Raw genomic sequence first — 13,662 nt, forward strand, 5'->3', positions numbered from 1 at the left:
GCGCCGGTGCGCTCTTCCGATGCGAACACCAGTACGACGTCAGTCAACCGCGGAAATCGACAGCCCGCCGGAAAAACTTCTCCGGCGGGCTGTCGTACGGTCGATCGGGATCGATCAGGACTCCGTGATGTCGATCTCCTGCATGAGGTCGGCGTCGATCGCGACGCGCACCTTCTCGAGCAGACCCTCCGGCACGCGCGAGTCGACGGTCAGGACGCTGAGCGCCTTGCCGCCGGCCGAGGTGCGGGCGATCTGCATGCCGGCGATGTTGATGGACGACTCGCCGAACTCGCGGCCGTAGACGGCCACGATGCCGGGGCGATCGTCGTAGACCATGACGATGAGGTGCTGGGCGACCGGCACCTCGACGTCGTAGCCGTTGATCTCGACGATCTTCTCGATCTGCTTCGTGCCGGTGAGCGTGCCGGAGACCGAGACCTGCGAGCCGTCGCTGAGCGCGCCGCGCAGCGTGATCAGGTTGCGGTACTCCTCGCTCACCGAGTCCGTGATGAGGCGCACCTCGATGCCGCGCTGGTCGGCGAGGAGCGGCGCGTTCACGTACGAGACGGTCTCGCTCACGATGTTGGTGAAGATGCCCTTCAGCGCCGCGAGCTTCAGCACGCTGACGTCGTAGTCGACGAGCTCGCCGCGCACCTCGACGTCGATGCTGGTCAGCGGACTGTGCGCGAGACCCGAGAAGACCTGGCCGAGCTTCTCCACCAGCGGGATGCCGGGCCGCACGTACGGGTCGATGACGCCGCCGGCGACGTTGACCGCGTCGGGGACGAGCTCGCCCGAGAGGGCGAGACGCACCGAGCGCGCGACGGAGACGCCGGCCTTCTCCTGTGCCTCGTCGGTCGACGCGCCGAGGTGCGGGGTGACGATGACGTTCTCGAGCGCGAGGAGGGGCGAGTCCGTCGGCGGCTCGCTGACGAACACGTCGAGGCCGGCGCCGGCGATCACACCGGAGGTCAGGGCGCGGTAGAGGGCGTCCTCGTCGATCAGGCCGCCGCGGGCGACGTTCACGATGTACGCGGTGTCCTTCATCAGCGCGAGCTGGTCGTCGCTGATCATGCCGGTCGTCTCGGGCGTCTTCGGCATGTGGATGGTGATGAAGTCCGCCTCGGCGAGGAGCTCGTCGAGCGTCACCAGCTGCACGCCGAGCTGCTGGGCGCGGGCCGAGGTGACGTACGGGTCGTACGCGATCACCTTGGTGCCGAAGGCCTGCAGGCGGGCGGTGATCAGGGCGCCGATGCGGCCGAGGCCGATGATGCCGATGGTCTTCTCGTAGAGCTCGACACCCGTGTACTTCGAGCGCTTCCACTGCCCCTGCGCGAGCGCGCTGTGCGCCGCCGGGATGTGGCGGGCGAGGCTCAGGATGTGGCCGACGGTGAGCTCCGCGGCGGAGATGATGTTGGAGGTCGGTGCGTTCACGACCATGACGCCGGCCGTGGTGGCCGTCTTGATGTCGACGTTGTCGAGGCCGACTCCGGCGCGCGCGACGACCTTGAGCTTCGGCGCGGCCGCGATGACCTCGGCGTCGACCTTGGTGGCGGAGCGGACCAGGATCGCGTCGGCGTCGGCCACGGCGGTCAGGAGAGCCGGACGGTCGGTGCCGTCGACGTTGCGGATCTCGAAGTCGGGCCCCAGGGCGTCGACGGTGGCGGGCGAGAGTTCTTCGGCGATCAGGACGACCGGCTTTGTCACGTGGCAGATTCCTTCGAGATGCAGGGCTGGCTTGGGAAAGAAGAGCGCCACTGTCGGCGGGGCGCGGGTCCGGCTTAACTCTAGCGGGCGCGCGGGGCGTGCTTTCGCCGCGTTACGCCTGGTCGGGAGAGGATGGGGCGGTGACCGTCTTCGAGATCGTGCAGCTGGTGATCAGAGTGGCCCTGGCCCTCGTCTTCGTCGTGATGGGCGCCCTGCACTTCGTGCCGGGACCGGCGCGCGGGATGGCGGCGATGATCCCGCCGGGCCTGCGCGGCACCGGCGTGCTGGCCCCTCCGGTGCTCGTCGCGTTCACGGGGGTCTGCGAGCTGGCGGGAGGCGTCGGCCTGCTGATCCCGGCGACGCGCGTTGCCGCGGCGGTGTGCCTGATCGTGTTCCTGATCGCGGTGTTCCCGGCGAACGCCTACGCCGCGCGACACCCGCAGAAGTTCGGCGCGTTCGGCACGCCGCTCATCCCGCGCGCGCTGCTGCAGCTGCTGCTGATCGCGCTCTGCGTGGTCTGCGCGCTCTGACGGTCGCGGTCTAGGCGCCCGCGGCCTGGCCGGCCGCGGCCCGGGCGGCCGCCACCGCGGCCCGCACCACCGACGGGTCGGTGATGTCGTAGGCGGCGTCCCCGCCTCCCGGCCCGCTGGGTGCCCCCTGCACCGAATCGCGCGCCGACAGGTGCACGGCGTCGACACCGGCGGCGGTGAGCGCCGGGATGTCCTCCACGCCCACTCCCCCGCCCGCCATCACCTGGATGCGTCCGGCGGCGCGCTCGGCGAGGGAGGCGAGCACATCCACGCCGTCGATGCTGCGGGAGGCGCTGCCCGAGGTCAGCACGCGGGTCACCCCGCGGTCGGCCAGCGCGTCCAGCGCGGCGGCCGGGTCGGTCACGATGTCCAGAGCCCGGTGGAAGGTGACGGCCAGTCCGTCGGCTGCGGCGACGAAGCGCTCGACGGCGGCGAGGTCGATCCGGCCGTTGTCGTCCAGCGCTCCGATCACGACGCCGGCGGCGCCGGTCTCGCGGGCGAACCGGATGTCGGCGACGGTGGTCGCGAGCTCGTCCTCGTCGTAGACGAAACCGCCGCCTCGCGGGCGGACGAGCACGTGCACGAAACCAGGTCGGGAGGCGGCCTCCGCCGCCTCGACGGCGGCGCGCAATAGTCCCGCCGACGGCGTCAGCCCGCCGAGCCCGAGCGCGGAGCAGAGCTCGATCCTGTCGGCCCCCTCGGCGAGGGCGATGCGCACGCCGGGCACATCCTGCACGGCGATCTCGACGGCCGGACGGGGCATGGGCGGTTCCTCTCGACGACGAAGGGGTGCCGCGCTCTCATCCCGTCGGAACGGGAGGAGCGTGGCACCCCTCAGGCTAGCGTGCCGTCAGACGGCAGCGGTCGTGCGCTGGATCAGCGCGCGACCTCGCCGTCCACGTAGTCGTCGTCGTTCGAGGCGTTCCACGCGAAGAGCTTGCGCAGCTCGCGGCCGGTGGCCTCGATCGGGTGCTGCTCGCCCTTCTTGCGCAGGGCGAGGAACTCCGGCGCGCCGGCGTCCTGGTCCGCGATGAAGCGCTCGGCGAAGGCACCGGACTGGATGTCCGCGAGCACGGCCTGCATGTTCTCCTTGACGTGCGGGTCGATGACGCGCGGGCCCGAGACGTAGTCGCCGTACTCGGCGGTGTCGGAGACGCTCCAGCGCTGCTTGGCGATGCCGCCCTCCCACATCAGGTCCACGATGAGCTTGAGCTCGTGCAGCACCTCGAAGTAGGCCACCTGCGGCTGGTAGCCGGCCTCGGTCAGGGTCTCGAAGCCGTACTGGACGAGCTGCGAGACGCCGCCGCAGAGCACGGCCTGCTCGCCGAACAGGTCGGTCTCGGTCTCCTCGGTGAAGGTGGTCTTGATGCCGCCGGCGCGCAGGCCGCCGATGCCCTTGGCGTAGCTGAGGACGAGCGGCCAGGCATTGCCGGTCGCGTCCTTCTCGACGGCGACGATCACGGGCACGCCGCGGCCGGCCTCGTACTCGCGGCGCACGGTGTGGCCCGGACCCTTCGGGGCGACCATGATCACGTCGACGCCCTCGGGCGCCTCGATGTAGCCGAAGCGGATGTTGAAGCCGTGACCGAAGACGAGCGCGTTGCCCTCTTCGATGTTCGGCTGGATGTCCTCGGCGTAGAGGTGGCGCTGCACCTGGTCGGGGGCGAGGATGACGACGACGTCGGCCCACTTGGCGGCCTCGGCGGCGCTGAGGACGCGGAAGCCCGCCTCCTCGGCCTTCGGCTTCGACTTCGAGCCGTCCTTCAGGCCGATGACGACCTCGACGCCCGAGTCGCGGAGGTTCTGCGCGTGCGCGTGACCCTGCGAGCCGTAGCCGATGACGGCGACCTTCTTGCTCTGGATGATCGAGAGGTCCGCGTCGTTGTCGTAATAGATCTCAGCCACTGGTGGATTCTCCTTCGTAGGTGGTTCTGACTAACTCTGAGTTCTGACTGCTGGTGCCGCCGGGAGGGCGGGTCAGTTCTTGAAGACGCGCTCGGTGATCGACTTGGAGCCGCGACCGATCGCGAGCAGGCCCGACTGGGCCATCTCTTTGATCCCGTAGGGCTCGAGCACCTTGAGCAGCGCCTGGGTCTTGCCGGAGTCGCCCGTGACCTCGATCACGAGCGCGTCCGTGGCCACGTCGACGACGCGGGCCCGGAACAGGTTGACCGCCTCCAGCACCTGGGAGCGGGTGGAGTTGTCGACGCGCACCTTAATGAGCAGGTGCTCGCGCTGGACCGACTGGGCCGGGTCCAGCTCCACGATCTTGATGACGTTGATCAGCTTGTTGAGCTGCTTGGTGACCTGCTCGAGCGGCAGGCCCTCGACGTCGACGACCACGGTGATGCGCGAGAGCCCTTCGACCTCGCTGGTGCCCACCGCGAGCGAGTGGATGTTGAAGCCGCGCCGGGCGAACAGGCCCGCGACGCGGGTCAGCAGGCCGGGCTTGTCCTCCACGAGGAGGCTCAGGACGTGTGTCGTACTCACTGGGGTCACTCCTCTCCGAAGGCGGGGCTGTGGTCGCGGGCGTACTGGACGTAGCTGTTGCTGACGCCCTGCGGCACCATCGGCCACACCATGGCGTCGGCGCTCACGACGAAGTCGATGACGACCGGGCGGTCGTTCGTCTCCAGGGCGAGCGTGATCGCGGCGTCCACCTCTTCCTCCTTCGTGACGCGGATACCGAGGGCGCCGTACGCCTCGGCCAGCTTCACGAAGTCCGGGACGCGCACGGTGTCGTGCCCGGTGTTGAGGTCGGTGTTCGAGTAGCGGCCGTCGTAGAAGAGCGTCTGCCACTGCCGCACCATGCCGAGCGACGAGTTGTTGATGATCGCGACCTTGATCGGGATGTCGTTCAGCGTCGAGGTGGCGAGCTCCTGATTGGTCATCTGGAAGCAGCCGTCGCCGTCGATCGCCCACACCACGCGGTCGGGCTGGGCCACCTTGGCGCCCATCGCCGCGGGCACCGAGTAGCCCATGGTGCCGGCGCCGCCGGAGTTGAGCCACGAGTTGGGACGCTCGTACTTGATGAACTGCGCGGCCCACATCTGGTGCTGGCCGACGCCGGCGGTGTAGATCGCCTCCGGTCCGGTCAACTCGCCGATGCGCTTGATCACGTACTGCGGGGCCAGGAGGCCGTCGCTCGTCTCGCTGTACCCGAGCGGGAACTCCTCGCGGAGCCCGTTCAGGTAGGTCCACCACTCGACGAGGTCCGGCGCACCGGACGACGCGGACGCGTCCTGGAACGCGGCGGTCAGATCGACGATGACGTCCTTGGCATCGCCGACGATGGGGACGTCGGCGACGCGGATCTTCGAGATCTCGGCGGGGTCGACGTCGACGTGCACGATTTTCGCGTTGGGCGCGAAGAGGGAGGTGTTGCCGGTGACGCGGTCGTCGAACCGCGCGCCGAGCGACACGATGAGGTCCGACTCCTGGAGCGCCAGCACGGCCGGGACCGTGCCGTGCATCCCCGGCATGCCGAGGTGCTGCTGGTGGGAGTCCGGGAAGGCGCCGCGCGCCATCAGCGTGGTGACGACCGGCGCGCCGATCGCCTCGGCGAGCTCGAGCAGCTCCTGCGACGCGCGCGAGCGGATGACGCCGCCGCCCACGTAGAGGACCGGCTTCTTGCTCTCGACGAGCAGCTGGGCCGCGGCGAGGATCTGCTTGCCGTGCGCCTTGGTGATCGGCCGGTAGCCCGGCAGGTCCACCTTGGGCGGCCACACGAACGGCGCGGTGTTCTGCTGCGCGTCCTTGGTGATGTCGACGAGCACCGGACCGGGACGGCCGGTCCCGGCGATGTGGTACGCCGCGGCGATCGTGGCGGGGATGTCCTCCACGCGCTTCACCAGGAAGGAGTGCTTGGTGATCGGCATCGTGATGCCGACGATGTCCGCCTCCTGGAAGGCGTCCGTCCCCATGAGGGTGGAGAACACCTGGCCGGTGATGAACACGACGGGCACGGAGTCCATGTGCGCGTCCATGATCGCGGTGACGAGGTTCGTCGCGCCCGGGCCGGAGGTCGCCATGGCGACGCCGACCTTGTTGGACGCCGACGCGTAGCCCTCGGCCGCGTGGCCGCCGCCCTGCTCGTGGCGGACGAGGATGTGGCGGATCTTGGACGAGTCCACGATCGCGTCGTAGATCGGCAGGATCGCCCCGCCCGGGAGCCCGAAGACGTCGGTGACGCCGAGGAGCTCGAGGGTGCGGACGACCGACTGCGATCCGGTCAGTTGTTCGGGCGACGCCTTGCCAGGCGCCGCGGAGGGCAACACGGAGTTGGGGGTTGCATCCGAGGACATGCCTTATCGGTCCCTTACGTACGAAACGGTTGATACTGCTGGAGAGCGAAGAGCTACCCCGTGACCGCGCCTTCTGCTGCAGAGCGCACGAGCTTGGAGTACTTCGCGAGAACGCCACGGGTATAGCGCGGAGGAAGAGGAGCCCAGCCGTCACGGCGGGCGGTCAGCTCTGACTCGTCGACAAGTAGGTCGAGGGAGCGAGCCGCGATATCGACCCGTATCAGATCACCATCGCGCACGAAGGCGATGGGACCTGCGTCCACCGCTTCGGGTGCTATGTGGCCGATGCACAGGCCGGTTGTGCCGCCTGAGAATCGTCCGTCCGTCAATAGTAGTACATCCTTGCCGAGGCCCGCGCCCTTGATGGCCGCGGTGATGGCGAGCATCTCGCGCATGCCCGGGCCGCCCTTGGGCCCCTCGTAGCGGATGATGACCACGTCGCCCGCGTTGATGCGGCCCTCGGTGAGGGCGTCCATCGCGGCGCGCTCCCGCTCGAACACGCGCGCGGGGCCCTCGAAGACCTGGGCGTCGAAGCCCGCGGTCTTCACGACCGCACCCTCGGGTGCGAGCGATCCCTTGAGGATCGTGATGCCGCCGGTGGCGTGGATGGGGTTGTCGAGGGTGCGCATGACCTCGCCGTCCGGTGCGGGCGGGTTGATCTCGGCGAGGTTCTCGGCGACGGTCTTGCCGGTCACGGTGAGGCACTCGCCGTGCAGCAGGCCGGCGTCGAGCAGGGCCTTCATGACGACGGGGACGCCGCCGTGGCGGTCGACGTCGTTCATGACGTACTTGCCGAAGGGCTTCAGGTCGCCGATGTGCGGCACCTTGTCGCCGATGCGGTTGAAGTCGTCGATCGTGAGGTCGACCTCGGCCTCGCGAGCGATGGCGAGCAGGTGGAGCACGACGTTGGTCGAGCCGCCGAACGCCATGGCCACCGCGATCGCGTTCTCGAACGCCTCCTTGGTGAGGATGTCGCGGGCGGTGATGCCGAGCTTGAGCAGGTTGACGACGGCCTCGCCCGAGCGGTGCGCGAAGTAGTCCCGGCGGCGGTCGGCCGACGGCGGAGCGGCGGAGCCCGGGAGGCTCATGCCGAGGGCCTCGGCGACCGAGGCCATGGTGTTGGCGGTGTACATGCCGCCGCAGGCGCCCTCGCCCGGGGCGATGGCGCACTCGATGCGCTTGAGGTCCTCTTCGCTCATCTTGCCCGCCTTGCAGGCGCCGACGGCCTCGAAGGAGTCGATGATCGTGACGTCCTTCTCGGTGCCGTCCGACAGCTTGACCCACCCGGGGGCGATCGAGCCGGCGTAGAGGAACACGGCGGAGAGGTCGAGCCTGGCCGCCGCCATCAGCATGCCGGGGAGCGACTTGTCGCAGCCGGCGAGGAGCACGGTGCCGTCGAGGCGCTCGGCCATCATGACGGTCTCGACCGAGTCGGCGATGACCTCGCGGGACACGAGCGAGAAGTGCATGCCCTCGTGGCCCATCGAGATGCCGTCGGAGACGGAGATGGTGCCGAACTGCAGCGGGTACCCGCCGCCCGAGTGGACGCCTTCCTTGGCGCCCTGCGCGAGCCGGTCGAGCGACAGGTTGCAGGGGGTGATCTCGTTCCACGAGCTGGCGATGCCGATCTGTGGCTTCTCCCAGTCGGCGTCACCCATGCCGACGGCCCGGAGCATGCCCCGGCTCGTCGTGGCTTCGATTCCGTCGGTGACGACGCGCGAGCGCGGCTTCCAATCGATCTCTGGCATGGGACAACTCTAGAACGTCTCGCATGCCCCTCCGACCATGCGCCGCGGGATCGGTGGAGAGCCGGGCCGGCGGCTCAGGCTGTGGAGGACGCGCGCGCCTCCGCGAGCAGCGTGAGCAGGGTCGCGACGGCCCGTTCGTCCGCCACCCGGTACTGCGCCGCGGTGTCGCCGGGGCCGACCTTCACGCCCATGTCGCCCTCCTGCGGCCGGAGGACGCGCAGGCCGTCCTCGTCGGTGACGTCGTCGCCCGCGAACAGCACCGCCGTCGCGTGCGTGTACTCCCGCAGCCGCTCGATGCCGTCCCCCTTGTTCGCCTCGCGCACGGAGAACTCGATGATGTCCTTGCCGTCGCGCACGGTCAGGGCGTCGCTCACCGCGCCGGCGACCTCGTAGGCGCGGCGCACGACCTCCTCGCCGCGGTCGCCCTCCACCGTGCGGTAGTGCACGCCGAAGCCGACCGGCTTCACCTCGAGCTTCGTGCCGGGGAACGCGTCCACCAGCTCCTGCAGCGCCTCCCCCAGTCGCTCGAGGGTGGCGCGCTCGTCGTCGTCGAGGTCGAGCGAGACGCCGTCGCGGCCGAACCGGATCTCCACGCCGTGCGAGCCGATCAGCAGAGCGTCTTCGTCCGCCTCCGTCACGGTCTCCAGGCTGGCGAGCGGCCGCCCCGACACATAGGCGACCCAGGTGCGCGGCAGCTTCTCGAGCCGGTCGAGGGCGGCCTTCGCCTCCGGCAGCGCACGGGCGCCGCGCGGCACGTCGACGAACGGCGCGAGTGTGCCGTCGAAGTCGAGCGCCAGCAGCAGGCGATCGGTGTCCGCCAGTCGCCGGATGGCGGCGGTGAGAGCGAGGGCGGAATCGGACGGGACGGACGGCGTTTCGGTCATGCGGCTTTCCGGATCGGGGCGGGAGGACGGCGGAGGCGGACGCTCAGCGCCGGTTCACCAGCGGGTTCTGCAGCGGGTGGTCGCCGTGCGCGGCGCGCGTGAGGGCGTCCAGGAAGGAGGCGGACCAGCGCGCGACGTCGTTCGTCACCACCTTCTTGCGCAGGGCGCGCATCCGCCGGGTGCGGTCGCGCTTCGGCATCGCGATGGCCTGGAGGATCGACTCCTTCAGCCCCTCGATGTCGTGCGGGTTGATCAGGAGCGCCTGCCGCAGCTCGTCGGAGGCTCCGGCGAACTCGCTCAGGATGAGCACGCCGTCGTCGTCGACGCGGGAGGCGACGTACTCCTTGGCGACCAGGTTCATCCCGTCGCGCAGGGCCGTGACGAGCATGACGTCGGCCGCGAGGTAGAGGGCGACCATCTCCTCCCGGGGATAGCCGTGGTGCAGGTAGGCGATCGCGCTGTGGCCGAGGGTCGAGTAGTCGCCGTTGATGCGCCCGACGGTCAGTTCGATCTCGTCGCGCAACTGCCGGTAGGTCTCGACGCGCTCGCGGCTGGGGCTCGCGACCTGGACGAGGGTGACGTCCTCGGCCGAGAGCGCGCCGTCGCGCAGCAGCTCGCCGAACGCCTTGAGGCGGTGGCCGATGCCCTTCGTGTAGTCGAGGCGGTCGACGCCGAGCATGATCGTCTGCGGGTTGCCGAGCTCCTCGCGGATCTCCTGTGCACGTGCCTGGATGTCGGGGCGGCGCGCGAGCTCCTGGTACTTCTCGGTGTCGATGGAGATCGGGAACGCGCGGGCGAGCACGGTGCGCGCCAGACCGCCGTGACGGTTGGTCGTCACGTGGCGGTGCGAGCCGGCGTCGGGATCGTCGCTGTCGATCGGGACCTCGATGATGGGGCCGCGGGTCTCGTAGCCGCGGAGGCGACGGACGGCACGGGAGAAGTTGCCCGCGTCGGCCACGCGCTGGAAGCCGATGACGTCGGCGCCGAGGAGGCCGTCGATGATCTGGCGTCGCCAGGGCAGCTGGGAGTAGATGCCGTACGGCGGGAACGGGATGTGGTTGAAGAAGCCGATGACGAGGTCGGGGCGCAGCTCGCGCAGCATCGCCGGGACGAGCTGCAGCTGGTAGTCGTGCACCCACACCACCGCGCCATGCGAGGAGGCTTTGGCGGCCGCATCCGCGAACCTCTTGTTCACCTTCACGTAGCTGTCCCACCACTCCCGGTGGAACGTCGGCTGTGCGATCACGTCGTGGTAGAGCGGCCACAGGGTGTCGTTCGAGAAGCCCTCGTAGTACTCCTGCAGCTCCTGCTCGCTCAGCGGGACGGGGATGATGCTGATGCCGTCGGCCTCGAAGGGCTCGATCTCCTCGCCGGAGACGCCGGCCCAGCCGATCCAGACGCCGTCCTGCGAGCGCATGACCGGCTCCAGCGCCGCCACCAGTCCGCCGGGCGACGGGCGCCAGTCGGCTTCGCCCGCGTCGTCGACCACGCGGTCGACGGGAAGGCGGTTCGAGACGATGACGACGTCGTAGGTCTCGGTCGTGGTGGCGGTATCGGGTTGCGCTGAGATGGTGGATCCTCTCCCTCAGATGTCGATGGGGGTGGTTCTCGCCACAGTACCAGCGTCGCTTCCGCGCGTCCGGGCCCTGGACGGGGCGGCCGTTCGGCGGTAGGACACGCGTCGTTCAGTGCCCGGGGTTAGAGTGCGCCTGTGATGCGCATCGGCATGGGAACGACCTGCGTCTACCCGCTCGGGCTCGAGGAGGCGTTCCGCACCGCCGCCGAACTGGGGTACGACGGCGTCGAGGTCATGGTCTCGCGCGACGACGCGACGCAGTCGGCCGCGCCCCTGCGCGCCCTCGTCGAGAGGTACGGGATCCCCGTGCTCAGCATCCACGCTCCGGTGCTGCTGCTGACGCACTTCGTCTGGGGGCGCGACCCGCAGGTCAAGCTGGAGCGCTCGGCCGCCCTGGCCGCCGAGCTGGGCGCGGACACCGTCGTGGTGCACCCGCCCTTCCGCTGGCAGTCGGGATACGCCGAGGGCTTCCTCGACATCGTGCGGCAGACGGCCGAGCGGTCCGGCGTGATCGTCGCGGTCGAGAACATGTTCCCCTGGAAGGTCGGCGGCCGCTCGATGGCGGCCTACTCCCCCGGCTGGAATCCGCTCGGCATGGACTGCGACAAGGTGACCCTGGACTTCTCGCACGCCGCCCTCAGCGGCATCGACGGCCTGCGGCTGGCGGAGGAACTGGGCGGGCGCCTGCACCACGTGCACCTGTGCGACGGCTCGGGCACGCCGGATGACGCGCGGGTCTTCGACGAGCACCTCGTCCCCGGTCGTGGGACGCAGCCGGTGGCGGAGGTCCTGCGGATGCTCGCCGGCTCCGGCTGGACGGGGTCGGTGGTCGCCGAGGTGAACACCCGCAAGGCGCGCAACCGGACGGAGCGGCTCGCGCTGCTGCGCGAGACCCTGGAGTTCGCGCGCGAGCACAGCCGAGCCGCGGCCTCCTGACGCCGTCTGGCGCCCCCGGGCCTCAGCCCGCGGTGCCGAGACGGCGGACGAGCTGGCGGGCGTACTCCGCGTACCCCGCGGCCGTCGGATGGAACGCGTCGACCCCGCTGGTGTGCACCCACGGCTTCGCGTCGCCGATCGCGTGCCCGGCGAAGTCCACGCCGACATAGGTCATCGGCGCGCCTTTGGCCCGCTCGGCGTCCACGGCATCGTCGATCACCTGGTTGAGCCCGATGGTCGCCGCGTTGATCGCGGCGGCCATCCCGAAGTCCTTGGCGTTCGGGTCGGAGGCGTCGTACATCAGGGCGTAGCCCGTCACGACGATGCGCGCGTTCGGCGCCGCCTGGACGATCGCGTCGTACACGGTCGCGAGGCGCTCGGGCAGGACGTTGAGCAGCGAGAGCGCGGACGTGAGCTGGCTCCGGCAGGAGGCCGCCTTGCCCGCGGCGCAGTCGGCGGCGATCGCCGCGACGCCCAGGTCGTTGCCGCCGATGCTGACCGTCACGAGGTCGGTGCGGTCGTCCAGGGAGATGAGCTGCTTGCGCAGGAGGTCGGAGGTCGTGGCTCCAGAGCAGGCCGCGTTGACGATGAGGTCGACGCCGGACTCGCGCGTGAAGACGGAGGGGTAGCTCGCGCTGCTCGAGCGGCACTTGCCGGTCTCGCCGCCGCCGCCCATGCCCGCGGCGAACGAGTCACCGAGGGCGACGTAGCGGGTGCTCGTCGTGAGCGGCCGGCGCGGGAACGGGTCCGGGGTCGCGGAGGGCGTCGCCGTCGCGGCGGCACGGGGCGAGGCCGCGGGCGTGTCGGCCGGCCCTGCGCAGGCGGCGACCAGGGTCAGCACCGCGGCGGCCAGTGCGCCGGCGAGCGCGATCGGGAGTGCTCTGCGTCGCATCTGATCGAGCGTAGCGAAGATGCCTTGGTGTTCGGTCAGACCCGCTCGGTGAGGGCCAGCAGCACGGCGGGCACGCTCTCCGACAGGCGCTCGGCGAATTTGCGCTCGTCGCCCGCGAGCAGAGCGTGCGCCTCGCCGCTGGCGCAGAGCTCGGCGATCACGCGCACGGCCTCGGCCGGGTCGATCGTGAACCGCCGGTGCGCGCTCGCCAGGGCGGTGATCACGATCTCGGTCAGGTCGCGGTAGAACCCGTCCTGGAACGCGAGGTAGCCGCCGGCGATCGTGGCGTCGCGCAGCGCGAGCAGCTGGAACTCGGACTGCACCAGCCACCAGCGCCGGTCATCCGACTGCAGCTCGAGGATCTTGGTCACGATGTCGATGACCTGCGCATCGTCGATCTCGGTGATGCCCGACTCCACGAGCGGGGCGAGGTGCTGGGCGAGTCCCTGGCCGAGCTGCTCGAGCCGCATCTCCTTCTCGCGCTCCATCAGGGCGAAGAAGAGCTCCTCCTTGGTGGAGAAGTTCGAGTAGAACGCGCCGCGGGTGAAGCCGGCGGCCTCCGCAATCGTCTCGACGCTGGCGGCGCGGACGCCCTGCTCGGCGAAGACGTCGAACGCGGCGTCGAGCAGCCGGGCCCGGGTCCGCTTCCGGCGCGCGGACTCCGCGGGAGCGTCGTCGCGCCCGTCTCTGAGAGCTGTGCTGTCCAAGCTGAAACCTTCCTGAGTCGAGTTCCAGATACACGAGTGTATCCGATACAGTCGAGCATCGGATACAACAGTGTATCGAATCCCTTCATTCCGTGACGCTGCTGGTCACTTCACCGCTGGAGAACGTGTGTCCTCACTCCTGTATTCGATCGGCCGCTGGGCCTTCCGCGCCCGCAAGCTGGTCGTCTCGCTCTGGCTGCTGGTGCTGGTGCTGCTCGCCGGCGGCGCCGTCGCCTTCAACCAGGGCACCGACAACACCTTCAGCATCCCGGGCACCGAATCCCAGGAGGCGCTCGACACGCTGAGCCGCACGTTCCCGCAGGTCAGCGGCACGAGCGCGCAGATCGTGGTGGTCGCGCCCGACGGCGAGACCGTCGA

13 protein-coding genes are annotated in these 13,662 nt (G+C 70.0%); 3 read left to right on the forward strand and 10 right to left on the reverse strand.

From position 1 onward, the window contains the following. Positions 1-114: 114 nt before the first annotated feature. Positions 115-1,707 carry a phosphoglycerate dehydrogenase gene (gene serA / locus HNR14_RS20555; protein WP_179702446.1) on the reverse strand — a complete coding sequence of 531 codons (1,593 nt, stop codon included), beginning with the start codon at positions 1,705-1,707 and terminating at the stop codon, positions 115-117. A 140-nt stretch (positions 1,708-1,847) separates the two neighbouring features. On the opposite strand from serA, the gene HNR14_RS20560 reads away from it, so the two are divergent. Continuing rightward, a complete protein-coding gene (locus tag HNR14_RS20560) occupies positions 1,848-2,237 on the forward strand; it encodes a DoxX family protein (RefSeq protein ID WP_343064556.1) in 390 nt (129 codons plus the stop codon). Positions 2,238-2,247: 10 nt separating this feature from the next. On the opposite strand, the gene HNR14_RS20565 is transcribed toward HNR14_RS20560, so the two are convergent. The 7 genes from HNR14_RS20565 to otsA form a co-directional block, all read right to left on the reverse strand. Continuing rightward, positions 2,248-3,000, reverse strand: a complete 753-nt coding sequence (locus HNR14_RS20565; protein ID WP_179702448.1) for a copper homeostasis protein CutC — start codon at positions 2,998-3,000, stop codon at positions 2,248-2,250. A gap of 113 nt (positions 3,001-3,113) precedes the next feature. After that, a complete protein-coding gene (gene ilvC / locus HNR14_RS20570; protein ID WP_021762445.1) occupies positions 3,114-4,142 on the reverse strand; it encodes a ketol-acid reductoisomerase in 1,029 nt (342 codons plus the stop codon). A gap of 72 nt (positions 4,143-4,214) precedes the next feature. Beyond that, positions 4,215-4,727: an acetolactate synthase small subunit gene (gene ilvN, locus HNR14_RS20575; RefSeq protein ID WP_021762446.1), complete on the reverse strand. Its 513-nt coding sequence runs from the start codon at positions 4,725-4,727 to the stop codon at positions 4,215-4,217. Between the two features lie 5 nt (positions 4,728-4,732). Further along, positions 4,733-6,541 carry an acetolactate synthase large subunit gene (locus HNR14_RS20580; RefSeq protein ID WP_179702450.1) on the reverse strand — a complete coding sequence of 603 codons (1,809 nt, stop codon included), beginning with the start codon at positions 6,539-6,541 and terminating at the stop codon, positions 4,733-4,735. A 53-nt stretch (positions 6,542-6,594) separates the two neighbouring features. Continuing rightward, positions 6,595-8,289, reverse strand: a complete 1,695-nt coding sequence (gene ilvD / locus HNR14_RS20585; protein ID WP_179702452.1) for a dihydroxy-acid dehydratase — start codon at positions 8,287-8,289, stop codon at positions 6,595-6,597. 74 nt (positions 8,290-8,363) lie between these two features. Continuing rightward, entirely contained in the window at positions 8,364-9,173 is an 810-nt protein-coding gene (gene otsB, locus HNR14_RS20590; RefSeq protein ID WP_179702454.1) for a trehalose-phosphatase, read from the reverse strand. Between the two features lie 43 nt (positions 9,174-9,216). After that, entirely contained in the window at positions 9,217-10,662 is a 1,446-nt protein-coding gene (otsA, locus tag HNR14_RS20595; protein WP_343064557.1) for an alpha,alpha-trehalose-phosphate synthase (UDP-forming), read from the reverse strand. 222 nt (positions 10,663-10,884) lie between these two features. Between otsA and HNR14_RS20600 the strand changes: the two genes are divergently transcribed. After that, positions 10,885-11,685 (forward strand): sugar phosphate isomerase/epimerase family protein, encoded by an 801-nt coding sequence (locus tag HNR14_RS20600; RefSeq protein WP_425485045.1) that lies wholly within the window; start codon positions 10,885-10,887, stop codon positions 11,683-11,685. Positions 11,686-11,707: 22 nt separating this feature from the next. Here HNR14_RS20600 and HNR14_RS20605 read toward each other — a convergent pair whose 3' ends face one another. Further along, a complete protein-coding gene (locus tag HNR14_RS20605) occupies positions 11,708-12,577 on the reverse strand; it encodes an SGNH/GDSL hydrolase family protein (RefSeq protein ID WP_179702456.1) in 870 nt (289 codons plus the stop codon). A 35-nt stretch (positions 12,578-12,612) separates the two neighbouring features. Beyond that, positions 12,613-13,284 (reverse strand): TetR/AcrR family transcriptional regulator, encoded by a 672-nt coding sequence (locus HNR14_RS20610; protein ID WP_179702457.1) that lies wholly within the window; start codon positions 13,282-13,284, stop codon positions 12,613-12,615. A 127-nt stretch (positions 13,285-13,411) separates the two neighbouring features. Between HNR14_RS20610 and HNR14_RS20615 the strand changes: the two genes are divergently transcribed. Continuing rightward, on the forward strand, positions 13,412-13,662 hold a 251-nt coding region (locus tag HNR14_RS20615; RefSeq protein ID WP_179702459.1), incomplete at its 3' end, for a hypothetical protein.

It is taken from the genome of Leifsonia naganoensis (genome assembly GCF_013410615.1).
GTDB lineage: Bacteria > Actinomycetota > Actinomycetes > Actinomycetales > Microbacteriaceae > Leifsonia > Leifsonia aquatica.

What these genes read in the sequence shown, in the direction of transcription:
- HNR14_RS20565 (WP_179702448.1), bottom strand. Translation starts at nt 3,000, where the DNA reads ATGCCCCGTCCGGCCGTCGAGATCGCCGTGCAGGATGTGCCCGGCGTG.
- HNR14_RS20580 (WP_179702450.1), bottom strand. Translation starts at nt 6,541, where the DNA reads ATGTCCTCGGATGCAACCCCCAACTCCGTGTTGCCCTCCGCGGCGCCT.
- ilvD (WP_179702452.1), bottom strand. Translation starts at nt 8,289, where the DNA reads ATGCCAGAGATCGATTGGAAGCCGCGCTCGCGCGTCGTCACCGACGGA.
- otsB (WP_179702454.1), bottom strand. Translation starts at nt 9,173, where the DNA reads ATGACCGAAACGCCGTCCGTCCCGTCCGATTCCGCCCTCGCTCTCACC.
- HNR14_RS20605 (WP_179702456.1), bottom strand. Translation starts at nt 12,577, where the DNA reads ATGCGACGCAGAGCACTCCCGATCGCGCTCGCCGGCGCACTGGCCGCC.